Below are 20,202 nucleotides of genomic sequence, written 5' to 3' on the forward strand. Positions count from 1 at the left end.
TTCACTATGAATGATTACATGCTCCAGCCTACCATAAAGCCTACTATAAAGAAGGTATGTCCCACCACGCACAAAAAGGGTAGTATTGCTTAAAGCAGCCTAAAAAGAGAACCTACCCATAATGGGTAGGTTCTCCAGTTTTTCTGGCGTCAACTATTTCTCCGCCCTTTTCAATAACTTCTATATTTCCAGATGGAGACTATTAGGATAAATAACAACAGGACGACAAATGTCCCTAGTGTTAAAGCCCTCAGATTGATGATTTCTCCTTCTTTTTCCAAAAATTGGCTGTCCTGGGCTTCTGCTTCCACATCTTCTTCCATCCATCTTTGCTGAAAGCTTCTTAACCGGTAGTCACTCTTGATCCGAAAATCCTGATCCATGAAAAAAAAGTCACCAGCTACCTTGTTATCCTCCCGCTCAAGAAGCTCTTGGATCCCACGTTTTAAGGCTCCTTCATGGGTTCCCACTACAAACAAGCTGTGATTCCCCTCATGGTACAAAAGTTGTGCTGCTGCTAAGGTTGTATCCAACCTTAAAAATCGGGTCATCTCTTCTTCGTTTATAATATAGGACTGGGTATCGTCAACTTGAATTAGCGTTTCTTCAAGGTACTTCCCTTGGATACCAGCTTCTCCGTTAAGAAATATCAGCCGGTTCCCTGCTTCGACATAATCTCCCAATAATACCTGAAAAGGCTTTAACTGTCGCTGGCGGTCTCCTGCCATTCGGGATACAAGTCTTATTCCCTCCGACAGCAACTCCTTTGAAGGTTTTTCAGGAAACACCATATAATCAACATGGGTTTGGTTGATGGATGCAAAAGGTCTGGGAAAGTCTTCCAGAAAAAAACTTTCCTTATGATCAAAAGGGCCTTTCAGGTAGGATGCCTGGGAAACAAAAGCCCATATGTTTTGACTGCTTCCAGTTAAACATGGATCTTCAGCACCAGAGTTGAAGCCTATTTGCAGGTTAAAATCCGATAATCCCTGTAAAGAAGAAGGAATGGAAAAGGTGTATTCCTGCTCCTGATCATTAGGAATAATTCTCTGACTTCCGATTCGTTCGTTATTGATAGAGAGGGTGATCACTCCATTTTCATGGTAGGCTGGATGGTAACGGCTCCGAATCACGATAGAGCTCTTCTGATCCAGTCCATATCCTGGCGGTGTCTGCAAAAATATCTCTGATTGTCCTTCTCTTCCTTCAATCAACATATTTCCATAACCTAGGGATTCCAGTGTCATTCGTTCATCTTCTCTATTCATTACTGAAATTTCTGGTATCTCTTCTTGATCAAGAAGAATCGCCCCATTAAATTCACCGATAAAATCATCCCTCAGAAAGATCCGACTTCCTTTGGATCGAAGTGACTCATCCCAAGAAAGAATAAAAAGGCCAGTAGTGTTTTCTTTTACAGATTGATAAAGCCCCAAAGTCCCTTGTTTTATATCCTCTTTATCTCTTTCCGGCAAAAAACCTTCAAAATCAGGACTTCCAATATAGATAAAATGATTCTTCAAGCTTTCCAAGTCTCCAACATCCTCTAGGGAAACCACCTGGAAGTCTACTTCTTTTTCCGAAACATTGGCATAAGAAGCTAAGGAATACACCATGGTATACATGGCTTCTATATTCGCCTCTGTAAAAGAATCCAAAACAAAGGTAGCCTGCAGCCAAGGATCCGCTTCATAACTCAAAAAAGGATAAGGAAAAATCTGATCTGCTCCTTCCCTTTCATAAGCTACTTCAAAGTAGGTTTCCTTCAGCAATGTCAGCCAGAGAGCCGGGTTGTTTTCATCTTCACACAGTTCATCCGTCAGTCGGTGATAGGTCAGCAGACTGATCTGGTTTTCCTCCTGCAAAAATGCTGCTTTGATGGGAATTTTTTTGTAAAACATCCCTTCTTTTTCCCTCAGAAAAAAGGATTCTACTGGCATTCCATTAAGCATAACTGTTACCGAAGAATATGGATAATCCACCAGGGGTGAATGATGGTAGTATAGATGCAGGATCCCGTCTTCCACAGGCTTTTTATTGCGAAGGCTCACATTAAGACTTCCGCTTCCAGAAAACCCTCTGAGAATCTGATCGTTTTCAAGGGAAACCGTCTTAACAGAAGGTTTCTCACGGATCTCCCTTTCTTCCCTTTCCGTCTCTATAAACGCTGTTTCCTGATGATTGGCAACTTCCCCTCCATCCATCTGTGACATAAGGATCTGTCTGCTTCTTTCTGGCAATTGATACACGTAAGCATTGGAGTCAATGCTTCTTGCCCTGTCCAGATCCTGACGGGCTTCTGCTTCGCTCTGATAGGGTCCCACAACCACCCGATATCCGGTTTCTTTTATAATATGAGCCGTAAGGCCGGTTTCTTCTACCCTCGCTTTAAAGACATCGGCATAGGGCTCTGTCATAAACATCCCCGCTTGGATCACATAGTCACCAACAGTGATGTTATCCCCCTCTGCAAATGTTGGTGTTACCAATGTTGTCGCCAACATCACCAGAATCACCCAGCCAGCCAGGATTTTTTTCATATGCTTCATACCCATTCCTCCATTTTTTTCTGATTGATTAGAATCTTTCTGTTTTATACCATTTGCTTCCTTTGCCGGATATGGTTTCTTTTAGAAACAGGAATAATCCCCTTACACTTGCCACCAGCCACAGCTGACAGTAGGTAAAATACATAATACTTATTAAAAACAGGTTTTTTCGATGAACTTCACCTTTTTCGATGGACAGTGTAATGGCAATTTGAAAAAGGAATACCACGTAACTGAGGGCCCAAATAATGAAGAATCCGTTGGGAATAGCCAACCGGATACCCGAAAAGATTCCGATGATAAAAATAATATCCGAAAGTACCACCGCACTGAGAAACAAGACGTAGACCGTAAAAAAGTAAGCAATATCTACTATTACTTTAAAGCTCTTAATGTATCTGGGGTTTAACAAATTTTTAAATAAGACATAAAAATTCCCATTTACCCAACGAGACCGTTGCTTGATCCAAACCTTTAGGGATTCTGGCTCTTGCTCGAAGGTTTCCGCCTTTGGCATGAAGGCTATCTGATACCCCATATTATAAATACGAAAAGAAATCTCCGTATCTTCTGCAATGGCTTTTGGATCCCAGCCGCCGATAGCATCGATGATCCTTCGCCGTACCAGAAAATTGGTTCCTGGTATGGTACACAAACGAAAATATTTCCAGCGACCAGCTTGAGCCATCCATTGAAAACTAAGGGTTTCTATATTGATAAACGCCGTCAGTATGTTTTTATTTTTGTTTCTGGTTCGAAACTTCCCTATCACTGCGCCGTATTTATCGTTTTGTTCCATGGTATATACTAAATAATAAAGGGCATTGGCATTGGGAGTATTATCGGCATCATATACCGCCAGATATTCCCCGCTGGCTTCCTGATAACCGATATTCAGAGCATTTGACTTCCCTTTTCCACCACGGTCGCCAATAATCTCCAAATGGATCACCTTTGTATCTGGAAACTCGGCTTTTACCCGCTCTATTTCTGTGCCGGTTGCATCCTTCGAATTATCATTGATAACGATTATTTCCAGTAAATCCCTGGGGTAATTCATTTCACACATAGCCGTCAGGGTTCTACCAATTACCATTTCCTCATTATGAGCAGGGATCAGGATGGAAACTTTCTTTAGTCCCAAATAATCCGAGAGCTTCGGAAATGTATATTCTTCTGCCTCCCTAGAATACTGATAGCCACCATACAACAAAAAAACATTCAACAGCAATAGTGTCCAGATCCCCAGCATTGCTGCATAAAACAGAGCAAAAATAATAGTTTCAGCCATCGGTAAGATCTCCTTTAGATTACCCAAACAGCGAGCGATCCCTGTTTTTTTTTGATCTCATAAATATCACAATTAAGGAAAAAATAATGCCCGTCAACAACATGATGAAAATACGAGCAAAGCTGTCCATCCACGTTTTTTCTTCCTGAAGAGCTTTGGTTTCTGCCAGCAGGTTTTCTGGAATTCTAAATTCGCCGTTCTGAATAGCGACAAGAGACCCATCTACACGAATAAATTCAGAAGGGCCAGGCGTCAAGGGGATCATCTCTGGAACCTCAAGTGCTTTAAACCATCGCTTAAGCTCCTCGCCGCTGGGCACATCCCTCATCATTAAAAACAGGGGCTCTTGATCCTCCAGTTGACGCTGTACCACCAGTTCTGGTGGAAAATAAGACAAAGAATCCCACCTTGCCGTCAGCGGTATAGAAAAGCTGAAGACCATCCTTTTTTCTTCAGTGGATTCCGGCTCTGGTTCCATTTTTTCTTCGTAATAATATCCCAAAGGAGTAATCCCCCATTGGAAAAGTCTTTTCAGATAGCTGGCAGCCTCCCTTGAATTAGCGGTTTCTGGTAGTAGAAAGTACACATGCTGTTCCTGTAGAGTCTTTAACCAGTGTAGATATTCCCTTTTATCAGTTGAAATCAAGGATTGCTCTTGCTCCATGAGAGATTGCAGTTCTTCGTCAAAACCAAGATATAAAGGAATATCCCAGCTTTGAAAACGATTGGCCATCTGTTGAATGTTCTCCCGCTGAACCTGGGAATGAATCCCGGTAAAGATAAATGCATAAGGTTGTCGATCATCCTGCTGAAATGCATTTCCATAAGCAGGTTTTGAAAAAACAGCAGCTAAGCACAGGATCCCGCACCATAGCATGAGGTTCCATTGCTTACACATCATACTCAAGCTCCGCCACCGCCAGGCTTTTATACTCCACATTATTGATGATATCCTTATGATATTCCAAAAAAGCCAGCTTAGAGGTAATCAGAAAGCTTTTTTTCACGTCTTTGCTTGCTGGGATTTCTATTTCAGCGATTCCATCCTTTAAACGTTTTTTTAATATTTTGGCATCTTTCAAGCTGGTGTGGGGTAAGATCAGGGCGATTCGGTCTTTTTCAACCCGATATTTAGTGTCTTCAATCCGAATGGTAGCATTAATAGCTTCCGCCAGTTTTTCAAATACTCTGTCCGCGTTATCTCCGTAAAGCCGTAACAGTTCTTGATAGTATTGTATTTCCAAAATCCCCACTGTTAAAGGATATTGGTATCGCTTGGACTTAGCCATCTCAATTTCCAGATCTACTAAAAATTCCCGTCCGTTTCCAAAACCAGTTGTTTCATCAATATGTACCAGTTTATCTGCAATATAGCTGCATCGCTCACATTTTATTTTTGACTGGTGAACCAATCTTTGAATACTGCCAATAATAAAGGAGCCTACGGGAATAGCAATCATCAGCATCAAGTAATCCCAGGGCAGCTGCCTTTGGTTCAGCACAACTTCGTAGGTTATATAAATACCCAGCAGAATAAGAACCAAAAGGCTCATAACCACCCCTCTGATAAATCCAAGAGCAAAGGTTAAAAGCATCATCAATAAAATCAGCGACATCAGGATTATTTGCTCCAGAGACTGGATAGAAAACCCAATGCTATAGAACAATAAAACTGAAAAAAAACCAAACAACAGTAATGTAAATATTTCTATGCCCAGTAAATGCTTTTTCATTCTTTCCCTCCCTATTTCATCTTATATTTTCTTCCTTTTACTCGTGTTTTCTCCTTAAGGATTGTTAATAACCTAGCAAAGAGATCAACTGATCGTAAGAATAAGCCTGGCCTGTGAGACTATCCACAAAACCACCAGCATAGATCCCTTCTTTCGTAACCATTCGATCCAGAGCTTCTGTTGCTAACAAGTAAAGTTGCTCATCCTCGTATATTTTTGCAATGCGACTAATCACTCCATAAATAGCTGGTGATTCGTTACCAGAAAAAGATTCTTCCGTCAAACGATACCGTCCTAAAACCGGACCCTGATCCATTTGGACGACCAGCCATTCAAGGGCTTCTTTATCTTTTACCCCAATTGTGGCTTTATAATACATGATCCAGAGATTTTCCAGCACCAAATATTCTCCTTCTTCCACCAGCCCTTGATTCACCCAATAATCATCCTTATAGAAAGGAACTCCGGAAATCTGCTGTTCCAGAGTATGGTGAAGGGCCTTTTGTAATACTTTTTGCCATCTATCGTCCATCTTTGAAAGCCGTAGCAACGCTTCAAAATCATTGTAAACCAACGGGGCCACTTCCGCCTCCGGATGATTAAACACCAGCATTTGTTTTTCCCTTACACTATGGACATAAAGAGCATCTGCAAGGACTCTAGCAAGATCCGCATATCCATACCCCTCCCATTTTTCATGGGCTATGATCAGCTGGTTGATAATGCGAAGGTCGTCCACTGGAGCATTAATGGTCGGTTCCTTGGAATTCATCTCACTGGGATTTATTTTCCATGCAATAAGCTTCTCTTCACACACAAAATATTTTTCCAGCAAGGTTACTAACTGATGAAATTCATTTTCTTTTTCTCTGCGCCGGAAATACTCCATATAGAGCCCAATAGATTCAGAAAGCACCTCTTCTCCCGTAGCCATCATTTCCCTTTCTTCCACCAGACTGGTACGCATTAGCAAGGTATCCTCCACGAGAAAAAATGCTTCTATAAAATCCAGGAGTGGCTTTTCTCGGCCTGGGTTCTTAAATGCTTCACTTTCCTCAGTCAACTGAAGAGAAACTGTTTCGGGCTGCTGAGTAGTCAGAATCCACACAGTTCCACCAAGAATCAACAAAGCAATAAACAACAGTAGAACAGTATTTTTAATCATACCTCTACTCCTTCCGCAGGAGCCGGGAGCGGTGGTCAACCTGCCCCCATTGTCTCCTTATCTCCTGATCTAAATTCGACAGAATGCTTCCAGTGCTACTTCTATCTCCCGCTTCTCACCTTCCGCTGTTACCTTTTCTTCGTCCACATACTCAGCAATTCCCTGGCGAAGATCTCCCTGGTATAATACGACATTATTAAGAATAGATGCTCCCCGAACACCTCTCAGTTTAGCCACAGTAAGAAGTGCCGCCGTTTCCATATCCGATCCAAGAATTCCTTTCCGATGCCATTTTTCCATAATAGCATCCTCTTCATCTATATAGAAAGAATCATGACTTCGTACAATTCCTTGATGGAAAGGATACTCCTTTATCTTACATAGGTGACTTAGCGCCAATGTTAGTGCCGGATCCGCTACTGCCGGATATCCTTCATCTACATACATGCGGGAAGCTCCATCTTCCCTTAGAGCACCTTCGGCAATGATCAGATCTCCCAAAGCAATGTTTTTCTGAACAGCACCGGCACTGCCAATACGAATAAAGTTTTTTCCGCCACACTGAATCAATTCTTCCACAGCAATGGCTGCCGATGCACCACCAATACCAGTAGAAGTAACCGTAACCGGCATTCCTTTATAGGTTCCTGTAATGGTTCTAAATTCACGATTCCAGCTAATTTCCCGGTATTCATCCAAAAAACCGGCCACTCTTATCACCCGAGCCGGATCTCCAGGCAGTAAAATATTCGGGGCAATTTCTTCTTTCTGACATAAAATGTGAGGTTGTTTCATGTTGATCACTCCTTTTCTTCCTTCATTATTCTTTACCCTCGTCTTTTTTCTTGAACACAAATGTATCCTTGTTTTCTTTATGTTATTTTCTCATAATTGCCCTAATAAAGGCAGCGACATGCTATATTAGTATATATTACCATTTTTTTCGATCATATAGGAAAAAAAACAAGGAGAAGAACAACGAAGGAGGGAGTACCTTGGCTACTATCGAAGTACTGATGAATCAACACCATCAAGATAATCAGCATAAAAGAAAAGATCTTGAAGCAACTTATCCCTTACCGACTAATTTCGACCAGGTTTATGCCTTTCATCAGTCCATGAAAGAATATGCTCAGACAAGTCTACATGATTTAAAGTGCTTGGCTCATCAGCTTAAAGTTCAAAAAATTTATGTGAAGGATGAATCTCAACGGTTCGGTATTAATGCATTCAAAGGCCTTGGCGTAAGCTTTGCTCTAAATGAAATTATCAAGAAAAATCCTCAAGCCCATTATACCTTTGTTTCCTGCACTGATGGTAATCATGGAAAAGCCTTAGCCTGGAGAGCTAATTCGTTGGGTCATAAAGCCATTATCTTCATGCCAAAGGGCAGTGAAACCCGCCGGGTAAAGGCTATTGAAGCCTTTCATGCCAAAGTAATAGTAACCGACATGAATTATGATGATACGGTTCGCTATGCATCAGAATATGCCAAAAAACACAGCTACTATTTCGTACAGGATACCGCTCTACCTCATTATACTGAAATTCCAAATAATATTGTTCTGGGTTACTCTACGATGGTTTGTGAAGCATTAGAACAAATGTCCGAAAAGCCAACTCATGTCTTTTTGCAGGCAGGTGTCGGTTCCATGGCTGGTGGCGTTCTTTGGTATTTATATCATCACTACGATGATCAACTACCCTTTATTGGTGTGATCGAATCCAGCCAAGTAGCATGTATTTACGAATCGATACAACAAGACAAAATGATCAGCATTGGTGGTGAACCTTATACCTTAATGGCCGGCCTTAACTGCGGAGAAGCTAACTTCATGACTTTTCCGCTTCTAAAAGAAAAAAGTAATTGTTTCATTAAATGCCAGGACGAAATCACCCTTAAAGGCATGTCCCGGAGTCAGCATCCAATACAGAAAGATCCTGTTATTAACTCCGGTGAATCTGGCGCTGTGGGCCTTGGTTTTATCGAGGAAATCCTGACAAACCCTGCTTACCATTCTTTGAAAATTTCCTTAAAGATTGATGAGGACTCGGTCATTTTATTATTTAGCACCGAAGGAAATCTTTATTAAAGCTTCAAATCAGGTAATCAGCCATATTTGGGGCTTCTTCAGCATTGGTAGCCCCATAAGCCATTTTGGCGAGTGCAAAGGCCAATGCTTTTTTTCCAATTCAACGGTTCTCCCCTGCCATGCTTCTGTTTTTCTTGTGCTTTCCACTGGTATACAAGTTAATTTCCTTAAGCACTTGAATATATCCTGATTTTCTACCTTGCACCAATAATGATACTGTTTATTCTTTCCAATTAGTTCTCTTTCGTTATTTTTTCAACTTTCGATACAAGGTTCTTACACTGATACCCAGTGCCTGAGCTGCTTTGCGTCGAAAAACACCTCCAGCCTTACCAGAGATGGGGTTCCACTATACGCTGATCGATTCTGGAGAAAAGATTAAAACAGAAACCTCGGCCAAAGATACCTGCTATACCGCTGAGGAAATGCTCCGAGAATCCGTAGATTTAATTCTTTTTGCCGATGGTGACGGAACTGCCCGGGATCTTTTTCAAGCCGTTGGCGAAAATCTTCCTGTTATTGGTATCCCTGCAGGAGTCAAAATTCATTCTCCTGTATACGCCACCAGCCTGGAAGAAGCCGGAAAACTGGCCTGCCGTTATTTGATCGGTACTGCCAAACGGCTCAAAAGTGCCGAAGTGCTGGATATCGACGAAGAAGCTTATCGAAAGGGTCAGGTTCATACTCATTTATATGGTTACTTAAGAATTCCTGATACCCTTAATCTTATGCAGGGAAAAAAAGCGGCAGTCTTTTATCCGAAGAATCCTCGCAAAAATCAATTGCACTCGGCATTGCGGATCATCTGGAAAAGGATCTTCTATACCTGGTAGGTCCCGGCTCAACCACCCGTCACTTAGATACTGGTGATCCAGCACTGGACAAGCAATTATCTGGCTATGTCCGTGTTCGAACCGGTTATCAGGATTCTGTCATGTATCGGGTGAAGTAACCTCGTTTATCTCCCTTTTACAGAAAAGGGAGATAAGTTTTTTCCCAAAACACCGAAATATGATATACTTCTCTTATAACATGGTTCTAAAAGAATTGACTCAAATGGCCTTAACGTGTTGTCACTCCCCCGTAGAACCGGTACATTTTAAGGAGTGTCTATTATGCCTCACCAGCGGCACCTATTCCGTTTTATCTTGCTTTACTGCATCATCGTCTCCATCATCAATATGGTAACGAATATCGCCCTTTCCCTACCTTATCGCATTAATATCAAATGGGCGATTCTTTTCTTGCTGTCTTTTTCCATTCTTTTAACTCAACGAAAAAAAGGCGAATCTTATCCAGCAAAAATCCTATTTTTTCTATACCTGATTCTCTTTTTTATGCCCATTGGTTTTTTTGACGCCGGCGGAAGTCAGAGTGCTTCTATCGGCTATCTGGTGCTCACAGCCGTTTTAATCACTACCCTTCTTTCCGGTAAGCATCGACTCTTTTTCTTAGGAATCCTCCTCCTTCTCTTTCAATGTCTTTTAGTTGCTGAATACCATTATCCCCATTGGGTATCTTCTCACAGTCCAGCCAGTCTTTTATACGACCGGCTTATTCAGGTTCCTATTATTTTAGGAAGCACCTTCCTCGCTCTTCGTCATCATTCCTATGCCTTTGAAGAGACTCATTCTCAGTTAGAAACAGCTGTATCGACGGATACGTTAACCACGCTTTATAACCGCGGAAAACTGGACAGTGCTTTATCAATAATGCTCTCTCGCTATCATCAGCATAAGCATCCTTTCAGTATTCTCTTGATCGACATGGACCATTTCAAAAGAATCAACGATACTTACGGACATCCTGCCGGCGATAGAGTCCTAAAGGAGTTTGCCCAGATCCTGACTCATAACATCCGCAAAACCGATATTGCCGGCCGTTGGGGCGGTGAAGAGTTTATGATTATTTTACCCGATGCCAACAGCTCTATTGCCTACACCATTAGTGAAAAAATTCGAAAAGCAGCTCAAAACAACTTGTTGATCGGCAATCATAAAGTTACCGTTAGTATTGGTATTACAGAAGTCCAACACAGAGATACCCTTTCTCGCATTATCAAGCGAGTTGATAACGCTCTTTACCAAGCAAAACATCAAGGAAGAAACCGAGTAATCCAAGCGGATACCTTTTCACCTTTTTCCCCGACAGAATTCTAATAGTATCATTTTCCCATTGACTTTCTTTCCAATTAAAATGATACTTAGATACCACAGGGATGCATAGGCACATAAACCAATAGAAAGGTGGATTCCCGTGGACCACATTACTATTTTAGCTCACAATCAACACACTGCCTCTTTTTATAAAGATATTTTGGAATCAATTTTCTCTGTTGAAGTCTTACCATTACTTTGCCATAAAGAAAGAAAAAACCAGCCAATAGAATTATCTCAACATTTATTATTAACCACCACTTACACCCAGGAAATGCCAGATGAACAGCCATTTCCTGAGAATCTTAAAACCCTCCGTTTACAACCATGCTTATCAAAATCACAATGCCAGATTTTAAGTCAGTTGCCTGAAAAACAAATTCTTTATTTCCATCATCGTAATCACGAACTGCTATGCGACCATCAGCTATTGCTGAATGACGCCGGCTATCCTGTGTATAAACTTTCGGCCTCCCGACTTACAAAGCCTACTGAAGATCCCAAAGCTTATATCATTACAACGGATAACCTGAACCCTTCAGAATTTGACACAAATCAGCTTGTATTGCTAGGCCCTCCATTCATCAGCTCCTTCACCATGAATCGTATCGCTACCACCCTTCATCAGGAAGACGCCTTACTTAGCGATGCTTTTCAAAATTACTTGAACCGCCTCACGCCTTCTCCTTATTGTATTTCAAACCTTCCCAAGCCTGCAATAAGTCAATATTATTTTACTTGCGTCATCGAATCGATCAGTGAATCCATTATCCTCGCTACCAAAAATGGTCATATCATTTCGATGAATAAAAGCGCTTATCAACTTTTGGAGATAGGTGATTCTTGCATTCAAAAAAATGTGTTAGATATCCTTCCCATCAAAAAACTACCTAGCTTACTAGAAAAGAATAAAGAAATTACTAAATATCGGGATCATTTTTTGACAATTAAAAGTTCCCCTATTGCTTCCAAGGACTTTAATGGATTTTTGTTTACCTTGCACTCTTTTGTAAAAAAAGCCAGCAATACTCCTAATCAATATCATTTTGAAGAAAAGGGACATCAGGCAAAATATACTTTCTATGATATCAAAGGCATAAGTGGTGATTTACTTCGTTGCAAAGATATCGCAAATCAAATGGCTAAATCCAGCAGCTCTGTCCTGATTACCGGCGAATCCGGCACCGGAAAAGAACTGTTTGCACAAGCTATCCACAACGCTTCTGAAAGAAGCGACCAGCCTTTTGTTGTTGTAAACTGCGCTTCCATCTCCCCTTCTTTATTGGAAAGTGAATTATTTGGCTATGTGGAAGGTGCTTTTACCGGCGCTAAAGTAGGCGGAAAAAAAGGCCTGTTTTTATTAGCCCATCAAGGGACCATTTTTCTTGATGAAATTGCTGAACTTCCCCTTTCAATGCAAAGCCGATTACTTCGAGTACTACAGGAAAAGGAAATTCGCCCGGTAGGTAGCGACCATCTTATTTCAATCGACGTTCGTGTCATTGCAGCAACTCATCAAAACCTAGATCGATTAGTTGCCGAAAATAAGTTCCGGCTTGATCTTTATTACCGATTGAAAGTTTTACCGCTCCACTTACCACCTCTACGCCATCGTAAGCAAGATATTCTTATTTTATTTCAGCATATGCAACAGTTCCTTGGAACTTCCTATCTTTTATCTGAAGAGGCAAAAAAAGCCCTGATCCAAGGTAACTGGCAAGGCAACTTGAGAGAACTTAAAAACTGTGCCGAGTATTTAGCTCATTTAGAAAAAAATTACATCGACGTTCACGATCTTCCTCCTTTGGAACTTATTGACGATCGTACTCCAGCACCAACCCCATCTCCTCTTTCCCGTTCTCATTGTGAAGTCTTTGTTCTGAAAAGCATTTACCAGGCAATGAAAGCACAGAAAAAGATCGGCAGAAGAAGTATTTTAAGTATGGCACAGAAAAAAGAGCTGTCGGTCACAGAACAGGACATCCGCAATGCATTGCAAAATCTTTACCAGACTGGTGATATTATCATTGGAAAAGGCCGCCAGGGAACTTCTTTAACCGAAAAAGGCATCGAAACTCTCCAGCACGCCTCACCTTCATCACCAACGGGAGAATCGGGGCTCTAATGGGGAAAATGGGAGAAGAAAGGGGGAGGGTTTTTATACCCCCCTCTTTTTTATTTCCCTTTTTCTCTCCTTTTGAATTTTCTAAAAATATTGTTTATTCATCTAATTCCAACAATCAAAGCGATCAATCTTCTAAATTATCCGTTATTTTCAATTTTTGGAACGGTAATTGCATTCTAGTTTAAGTAGTCTACATTTCACTTTCTTGCAGTACCTTTTACTGACCCTTTAGAAATTAGAAAGGACGTGATTCTTTAGAGTAAGACTTGTTTTTTCCATCTTACAAAACCATTAAACAAAGGAGTGTTTTTCTTGAAAAAATTTCCTCATGTGTATGCTTTACTATTCATCATTATCATTCTTGTTTCTTTGCTTACTTATGTGTTACCAGCCGGTGAATATCAACGTGTAGAAGACCCCTCAACCGGTAGAACTGTTGTAGACGCCGAGTCTTTCGAGTATGTAGACCCCTCACCTGTTCATCCTTTTGATATGTTTATCGCTGTTCAAAGAGGCATTGTTGACGCCTCCAACATTGTTGCCTTCATCTTTATTATCGGTGGTGCTTTTGGAATCATTATGAAAACAGGTGCTATCACCGCCGGTTTAGGAGTTGCTGTTCGAAAATTTGCAGGACGCGAACATTTGCTTTTTCCCGCACTTATTATTCTCTTTGCCGTCGGTGGAGCAACCTTCGGATTGTCGGAAGAAACCTTACCTTTCATTCCCATCATCGTATTGCTATGTCGTCAGCTCGGATACGACGCCATGGTAGGAATGGGAATTGTTTACGTAGGCGCGCGCCTTGGCTTTGCTTCCGGTATGCTTAACCCCTTCAGCCTGGGAGTTGCTCAAGGAATCGCCGAATTACCCATGTATTCTGGCCTAGCTTTCCGAGGTGTCTGGTTTATCATTTTGCTAGTTGTCACCATTTGGTATGTTCAGAGATATGCAAAAATGGTTAAGGAGGATCCAGAAAAAAGTTGTATCCGAGACGTTGAACTGGAAGCTACCATTAATGCTACTGAATCTGGCATTGAAGAATACGAGACACGTCATACCTTCGTACTAATCGCTGTTTGCCTCGGCTTTGCCGGCATGGTTTATGGTGTTTTTATCCACGAGTGGTATATTAATGAAATATCCGGCTTTTTCCTTGCCTTAGGAATTGCGGCAGGCTTTTTAGGTAAAATGGGAATGAATGAAATCGCCAGCAGTTTTGTTAAAGGAGCAAAAGATCTAGCCTTTGGCGCATTAGTCGTCGGAGTTGCCCGTGGTATTTTAGTTGTAATGGAAGATGGCATGATTGTTGATACGGTGATTCATTCTGCAGGTGTTTGGTTAGGCACTATGCCTACTGTCATTGCCGCCAACGGCATGTTTGTCTTCCAATTATTCTTAAACATTCTGATTCCTTCCGGCAGCGGTCAGGCAGCCGCAACCATGCCTATCATGACACCTATCGCTGACATTGCAGGAATTACCCGACAAACTGCCGTATTAGCTTTTCATTATGGAGACGGGTTTACCAATCTAGTGACCCCTACAGCCGGCGTCTTAATGGCCAGTCTGGCTATTGTGAACGTTCCTTTTGAAAGGTATCTGAAATGGGTCTTCCCATTGCTTATGATTTGGACAGTGATTGGCATGGCCGCTATCACCACCGCCGCTATGATCGGATTTGGTCCTTTTTAGAAAGAAATATCCACAACAGAGACACCTTCACTGGCTATAAACAAAAGCCCCTGCTTTTCCCAAAGCAGGGGCTTTTGTCCAATGAGTGCTTAGCCAGCATCTTCCATTGTTTTTTGTTTTTTTTGATCTTCTTCCCATTTCGTTTCCCAGAAGTCTGCGTTTTTAATACCTAACGCCTTGGGATTAAATACCGGATCTAAACCTTGTCTTGTCTGAGCTTCATAATCCGTTAATGTCGCAACTCCCGTTTTTGCTAATAGTAAGATCGCAACAATATTTAACCAGGCCATCAGTCCTACGCCAACATCTCCCAGTGCCCATACCGCTCCAGCCGTGTTAACCGAACCAACAAAGGTCATTAATAGCAAGGTGATTCTCGTTGCAAAAAAGAAAGGCTTTTTGTTCTTTATGTCACGAGTCATATAGGCAATATTTGATTCCGCATAATAATAATAGGCCATTAAGGTACTAAAAGCAAAGAAGAACAAAGCAATCGCCACAAAAATACTTCCGAAACCTGGCATAAAGGAATCCAATGCTCCTTGGGTAAACTCAGGACCCGGCGCTACTCCCGGCATGTTTTCCACCAGTAGCGTCTCACCTGCTTGATCGTACACATTATACATTCCTGTTACCAAAATCATAAAAGCTGTTGCCGAACAAACAAATAAAGTGTCTACATACACAGAAAAGGCTTGTACCAATCCTTGTTTTGCAGGGTGAGAAACTTCTGCCGCTGCTGCTGCCATCGGTCCGGTACCCTGACCAGCTTCGTTAGAGTAAATCCCCCGACGTACCCCCCACATAATAGCCTGTCCAATGACAGCTCCCGTAGCTGCTCTTGCACTAAAGGCATGAGAAAGAATAAGATTAACAACCGCCGGAATTTCAGTAATGTTTACTACGATAATCACAACTGCAATAATAATATAGGCCACGGCCATAAAAGGAACAATAATTTCAGCTGCTTTCCCAATTCGTTTGACGCCTCCAAAGATGATCAACCCTAGTAGAAGAGCTACAAAAGCACCTGTTCCCCAAGTTGGAATGCTAAAGGCATTCTCAACTGCCGTAGCAATACTGTTGGCCTGAATACCTGGCAGGAAAAATCCACAGGCAATCACCGCCGAAAAAGAAAACAGGACAGCATACCAACGTTTTCCCAGTCCCTTTTCAATGTAATAAGAAGGACCTCCACGATATTCTCCATCACTTTTTTCTTTGTACACTTGAGCTAAAGAAGATTCAATAAAAGCGGATCCTGCTCCCAGAAACGCGATGGCCCACATCCAGAAAACAGCGCCTGGTCCACCATAACCAATAGCCGAAGCTACTCCGGCAATATTACCGGTTCCTACACGGCCACCCAGCGCCATGGCAAAACTTTGAAAAGAGGATACTCCCGATTCCGAATCTCCTCCAGACACAAGGTGATGCACCATGTCTTTGATGAGTCGAAGCTGTGGAAACTTCATCCACACAGTAAAAAACAATCCCGCTCCCAAACATAAATACACCAACCAGTTGGACCAAATAATTCCATTCAAAAAATCCACTACTTCATTAAACATATTTACCCTCCCTAAAATAGAATGATGATTCGAATAATTAAAAAAGCAAGTTTCGTGCCATCATTTTCAGGGGGGAGTTTTCAACCTTTCAAGCTGTTGACACCCTCTCGTTATTGAGAAATAAATTTCTCGCCATGAAATTTATTTCTCAACGTATATATTTAGTTGTCCAATTTTATTAAATAGTTGTCGCCGCGTTATTCCCAGTCTATTAGCCGTTTCTGACAAATGTCCGTCCATATGCCTTAGCATTTGTTCTATATAAGCCTTCTCGGCTTGCGCCCGAACTTCTTTCAACGTGTATTCCAAAGAATAGCTATGCTGTTGATTCGCTAATAAATCCTTTTTTCTTAATATTCCATCTGAAGAAAGAACAATTAGCCGTTCTATTATATTTTTCAGTTCACGGATATTTCCCGGGTAGGAGTATTTCAATAAATAGGTCATTAGCTCCGGTTCAATGTCCAACGCTTGTTTATCCATTTTTCGAGAAATTTGTTTCACAAAAAACCGGACCATTTCCTCTATATCTTCTTGTCGCTCTCTTAACGCTGGAATTTCCAAGGTAAATGTGCTGATTCGGTAGAAAAAATCTTCCCGAAATTCACCTTGCTGAATCTGTTCCTTAAGCCCTTGGTTCGTCGCACAAATAAGACGAAAGTCCACATCAATATGTTCGTTGGATCCTATTCTTTCAATATACTTGGCGTCCAGCACCCGTAATAACTTGATTTGTGTATCCAGAGTAGCGTCCCCTATTTCATCCAAAAACAGAGTCCCCCCCTGTGCTGATTCAACTTTCCCAATACGGGTTTCTGTTGCACCCGTGTAAGCCCCTTTTTCATGCCCGAATAGTTCGGACTCTAGCAATGTTTTTGAATAGGAACGACAGTTAACAGGTATAAATTGGTAGAATTTTCGGTTGGACTGTTCATGGATATAGTTGGCAATGACTTCTTTCCCAACGCCCGATTCCCCTAAAAGTAGCACATTGGTATCGCTTTGAGCTACTTTCTCAGCCATTTCAATGATTTCCTGCATTTTTTTATTCTTAGATCTCATTAAGTATCGGCTGGATTCTGAAGCTTGATGTACTTCTTCCGTTAAGGCTCTGATCCGTTTTACTTTCGATACTTCATGTAGCAACTCTGTCGGATCATGAGATTTTATATAGTAAGAAAAAGCACCTTTTTTCATCGCTTCTACCGCGTTTTTTATGCTCCCATAGCCCGTGACAATGATTACTTCCAGCTCTTTTTTCTTTTCTTTAATCATTTTTAGCAATTCAAAACCATCCATATCTTCCATCATAAAATCACTGATTACCAGATGATATTCTTTGCTCCCTATCATCTCTAAGGCTTTTGCCGAGCTTGTCTCCGTATCAACAGCATATCCTTCACTACGGAGAATAATGGATAAGGAATCACTGTATGCTTTTTCATCATCTACTACCAGGATTTGAAAAGCTTCATTTTTCATAAGAGTCACCTTCCGCCTTCGTTAATGAAATCACTACGGTTGTTCCCACCTTTTCTTTTGACGTTACTTCGATCTCTCCCTTTAACTTTACTAACTCATTGTACACAATATAGCAACCCAGACCAGTTCCCTGACCTCTTCTCTTTGTTGTAAAAAAGGGATTGAAGATTTTTTCCTGGGTTTCTTCTGACATTCCATAACCTTTATCAATCACTCTTATCTGAACTTTATCTTTTTTCTCTTTAAGTGCAATGGTTATTTTGCCACCTTCCGGCATAGCGTCAATTGCATTGTTCAGTAGATTGATCAGTATATGTTTGAGCGATTCTTCGCAGGTTTCTATCTCTATTTCCTTTAGAATTAGCTGACAGGAAATATGATGATTTTCCATTAACTTGCCATTCAGTTCTACTACATCTTCAATCATCTCTTTCAGATTCACTGAATGGGTTGCTTCATCCGTAAGCCTGTAAAAATTCAATAGATTATCAATAACCTTCGAGGCTTTCTCCACAGAATCGTTGATTCGATGGAGAGCTTCTTCCAGAATAGCCTTCTCCCCTTTAGAGCGCTGCATAATAAAGGTATAATTTCGTATCAGCCCTAAAGGATTTCTGATTTCATGAGCAACGCCAGCTGCCAACTGTCCAATAGCCGCCATTTTATGATCTTGCAGCAACTGTGCTTCATGTATTTTTCGATCGGTAATATCCTCCATGATCAATACGGTTGCTTCCTCCATATGCGGACCATATTTGATTGGACAAGCATTAATCTGATAATCTCTTCCTTTTAAGAGAATTTCTGCGGTTTGTAAATCAGGAGCTAACTCACCATTCATCGAGGAAGGCAAGTCTGGAATCACTTCTTTTAAGTTGACTCCCTGATCCTTTAATCGATTTCCAAAATACTGATGAAACTGTTGATTCGCTGTTACAATATGTAATTGCTTATTCACCACCACTACCATATAGCGCAGTCCATCCATAATAGTTTGCAGATTTTTTTCACTTAACTGCAACGCTTTTGTTCGTTGATGGACAGCTCTGTTAAGTTCTAAGTTCCATATCACGACGGTCCCTAAAATCATAAAGCCTAAAGCACCGCCAGTCAGCAGAAACAGTCCCATTCGATGTACCTGATCATCTCTTCCTATGGGGGTAGAAATTCCAAACCATTTTTGTTGTATTTTACTGACCGTATCTGTCTGATTTAAGGAAAAAATACCTTTGTTAATGATCCGCTTTAACTCCGGTTTATCTTTGGGAATTCCAAGGACGGATGGCAATTCATACATTGGCTCATCCACAATTCGATATGCTTCTTTTATCCGATATTCTTCCATTAGGTAGCTGATCACTGGCTCATCCCCAACAATAGCATCTACCTGTCCTTCTAAAAGACGACGCAAGCTTTCTTCATAATGTTCTGAAAATACATAGTGGATATCATCACTCTGACTTTCTAAAAATTCATGAGCATAATCACCTTTCTGAACACCTACTCTCCTACCAGCCAAGTCCTTCGCCCTATTAATATCCTTATTTTCTCCTGATACCAAAATCACTCCACGCTGAAAGTAAATAGGGTCTGAAAAAAGATACTTTTTTGCCCGTTCCTCTGATGGATACATATCACACAGATGAGTTTCACCTGTTTCAAGTTTTTGAAGGGCCTGAGCCCATGTCATGGGCTGATATAAAATCTCGGTTTCCAATTCAATTGAAAGGGCTTGCAGGTAGTCAATCACGATTCCTTTATACTGTTCTGTTTCGCTGTCCACAAAATAAAGCGGAGGTGAGTTATTGCCCGAGCCATAGATAATAGGCCCATGATTTTCCAAATACTCTCGATCCGCTTGTGTCAGCTGGTGATTACCTGCAAAATATTCAATTATGTTCATATGATAGGTAATTTTTATATAATGGTTAACCATGAAAGTCCCCAACAATAGCATCATCGCCATTAGTATGGTAATCCTTTTCTTCATCTGCTTCTCCCACTTCTTCTTTTAGGCAATAGTATAGCATTTCACTGATGAAATCACAAATTTTGTATGTTTTTATGGCTTGAAATTGCTTCATTGACAAATTGCAATTTCATTTCCCTTCATTTTTTCTCATCCTCAAAGGAAAGTTTGGAGCATATGCTCGCTACTCCGTCGTCTGACCTCTTTCCCCACCCCTCATAGCCTCCTATCAATTTAAGAATCATAGTGATCCGCATATTCGAATTTAATAATCTTGCCTCCATTTCTGGCCAATCAGTAAGACCCTGGACCTAGGGATGGTGAAAAGGGCAAAAACTCGACAAATTTTGTCTATAAAAATGACAAATTTTGT

Annotated in this window: 15 protein-coding genes; 5 read left to right on the plus strand and 10 right to left on the minus strand. The window is 41.1% G+C overall.

Translation table 11 applies throughout. The features are described 5' to 3' along the window. Positions 1-170 precede the first annotated feature (170 nt). From BLV55_RS13900 to BLV55_RS13925, 6 genes are all read right to left on the minus strand, one after another. Positions 171-2,549: a cellulose biosynthesis cyclic di-GMP-binding regulatory protein BcsB gene (locus BLV55_RS13900; protein WP_176968434.1), complete on the minus strand. Its 2,379-nt coding sequence runs from the start codon at positions 2,547-2,549 to the stop codon at positions 171-173. A gap of 28 nt (positions 2,550-2,577) precedes the next feature. Further along, positions 2,578-3,840: a glycosyltransferase family 2 protein gene (locus BLV55_RS13905; protein ID WP_093315502.1), complete on the minus strand. Its 1,263-nt coding sequence runs from the start codon at positions 3,838-3,840 to the stop codon at positions 2,578-2,580. Positions 3,841-3,859: 19 nt separating this feature from the next. Beyond that, positions 3,860-4,741: a hypothetical protein gene (locus BLV55_RS13910; RefSeq protein ID WP_093315505.1), complete on the minus strand. Its 882-nt coding sequence runs from the start codon at positions 4,739-4,741 to the stop codon at positions 3,860-3,862. Beyond that, positions 4,731-5,573 (minus strand): diguanylate cyclase domain-containing protein, encoded by an 843-nt coding sequence (locus BLV55_RS13915; protein ID WP_093315507.1) that lies wholly within the window; start codon positions 5,571-5,573, stop codon positions 4,731-4,733. The genes BLV55_RS13910 and BLV55_RS13915 overlap by 11 nt, the downstream gene beginning before the upstream one ends. A 64-nt stretch (positions 5,574-5,637) precedes the next feature. Beyond that, on the minus strand, positions 5,638-6,738 hold the full coding sequence (locus tag BLV55_RS13920) for a hypothetical protein (RefSeq protein ID WP_093315509.1): 1,101 nt from the start codon (positions 6,736-6,738) through the stop codon (positions 5,638-5,640). Between the two features lie 69 nt (positions 6,739-6,807). Then, positions 6,808-7,533, minus strand: coding sequence for a nucleoside phosphorylase (locus BLV55_RS13925; RefSeq protein WP_093315511.1), 726 nt, complete (start codon positions 7,531-7,533; stop codon positions 6,808-6,810). 200 nt (positions 7,534-7,733) lie between these two features. Here BLV55_RS13925 and BLV55_RS13930 point away from each other — a divergent pair, with 200 nt between their 5' ends. After that, a complete protein-coding gene (locus tag BLV55_RS13930; protein ID WP_093315513.1) occupies positions 7,734-8,831 on the plus strand; it encodes a diaminopropionate ammonia-lyase in 1,098 nt (365 codons plus the stop codon). A 247-nt stretch (positions 8,832-9,078) separates the two neighbouring features. Here the strand turns inward: BLV55_RS13930 and BLV55_RS15075 are convergent, their stop codons facing one another. After that, positions 9,079-9,171, minus strand: coding sequence for a helix-turn-helix domain-containing protein (locus BLV55_RS15075; RefSeq protein WP_093315532.1), 93 nt, complete (start codon positions 9,169-9,171; stop codon positions 9,079-9,081). Between BLV55_RS15075 and BLV55_RS13940 the strand changes: the two genes are divergently transcribed. The 4 genes from BLV55_RS13940 (at position 9,137) to BLV55_RS13955 (ending at position 14,807) form a co-directional block, all read left to right on the plus strand. After that, entirely contained in the window at positions 9,137-9,664 is a 528-nt protein-coding gene (locus tag BLV55_RS13940; protein ID WP_093315515.1) for an ATP-NAD kinase family protein, read from the plus strand. The genes BLV55_RS15075 and BLV55_RS13940 overlap by 35 nt on opposite strands. Positions 9,665-9,946: 282 nt before the next feature. Further along, a complete protein-coding gene (locus BLV55_RS13945; RefSeq protein ID WP_093315517.1) occupies positions 9,947-10,990 on the plus strand; it encodes a GGDEF domain-containing protein in 1,044 nt (347 codons plus the stop codon). Between the two features lie 97 nt (positions 10,991-11,087). Beyond that, positions 11,088-13,112, plus strand: coding sequence for a sigma-54 interaction domain-containing protein (locus tag BLV55_RS13950; RefSeq protein ID WP_093315519.1), 2,025 nt, complete (start codon positions 11,088-11,090; stop codon positions 13,110-13,112). Positions 13,113-13,424: 312 nt separating this feature from the next. Continuing rightward, positions 13,425-14,807 (plus strand): YfcC family protein, encoded by a 1,383-nt coding sequence (locus BLV55_RS13955; protein WP_242870138.1) that lies wholly within the window; start codon positions 13,425-13,427, stop codon positions 14,805-14,807. Between the two features lie 89 nt (positions 14,808-14,896). Here the strand turns inward: BLV55_RS13955 and BLV55_RS13960 are convergent, their stop codons facing one another. From BLV55_RS13960 to BLV55_RS13970, 3 genes are all read right to left on the minus strand, one after another. Further along, positions 14,897-16,378, minus strand: a complete 1,482-nt coding sequence (locus BLV55_RS13960) for an alanine/glycine:cation symporter family protein (RefSeq protein ID WP_093315524.1) — start codon at positions 16,376-16,378, stop codon at positions 14,897-14,899. Between the two features lie 141 nt (positions 16,379-16,519). Next, positions 16,520-17,860 (minus strand): sigma-54-dependent transcriptional regulator, encoded by a 1,341-nt coding sequence (locus BLV55_RS13965; protein ID WP_093315527.1) that lies wholly within the window; start codon positions 17,858-17,860, stop codon positions 16,520-16,522. Next, positions 17,850-19,850 (minus strand): ATP-binding protein, encoded by a 2,001-nt coding sequence (locus BLV55_RS13970; protein ID WP_093315529.1) that lies wholly within the window; start codon positions 19,848-19,850, stop codon positions 17,850-17,852. The genes BLV55_RS13965 and BLV55_RS13970 overlap by 11 nt, the downstream gene beginning before the upstream one ends. Between the last annotated feature and the right edge of the window lie 352 nt (positions 19,851-20,202).

Source organism: Tindallia californiensis, from assembly GCF_900107405.1.
GTDB classification, from domain to species: domain Bacteria; phylum Bacillota; class Clostridia; order Peptostreptococcales; family Tindalliaceae; genus Tindallia; species Tindallia californiensis.

Excerpts from the sequence above, each read along its gene's own strand:
- BLV55_RS13900 (WP_176968434.1), bottom strand. The coding sequence starts at position 2,549 with ATGAAGCATATGAAAAAAATCCTGGCTGGCTGGGTGATTCTGGTGATG.
- BLV55_RS13905 (WP_093315502.1), bottom strand. The coding sequence starts at position 3,840 with ATGGCTGAAACTATTATTTTTGCTCTGTTTTATGCAGCAATGCTGGGG.
- BLV55_RS13910 (WP_093315505.1), bottom strand. The coding sequence starts at position 4,741 with ATGATGTGTAAGCAATGGAACCTCATGCTATGGTGCGGGATCCTGTGC.
- BLV55_RS13915 (WP_093315507.1), bottom strand. The coding sequence starts at position 5,573 with ATGAAAAAGCATTTACTGGGCATAGAAATATTTACATTACTGTTGTTT.
- BLV55_RS13920 (WP_093315509.1), bottom strand. The coding sequence starts at position 6,738 with ATGATTAAAAATACTGTTCTACTGTTGTTTATTGCTTTGTTGATTCTT.
- BLV55_RS13925 (WP_093315511.1), bottom strand. The coding sequence starts at position 7,533 with ATGAAACAACCTCACATTTTATGTCAGAAAGAAGAAATTGCCCCGAAT.
- BLV55_RS13945 (WP_093315517.1), top strand. The coding sequence starts at position 9,947 with ATGCCTCACCAGCGGCACCTATTCCGTTTTATCTTGCTTTACTGCATC.
- BLV55_RS13960 (WP_093315524.1), bottom strand. The coding sequence starts at position 16,378 with ATGTTTAATGAAGTAGTGGATTTTTTGAATGGAATTATTTGGTCCAAC.
- BLV55_RS13965 (WP_093315527.1), bottom strand. The coding sequence starts at position 17,860 with ATGAAAAATGAAGCTTTTCAAATCCTGGTAGTAGATGATGAAAAAGCA.
- BLV55_RS13970 (WP_093315529.1), bottom strand. The coding sequence starts at position 19,850 with ATGAAGAAAAGGATTACCATACTAATGGCGATGATGCTATTGTTGGGG.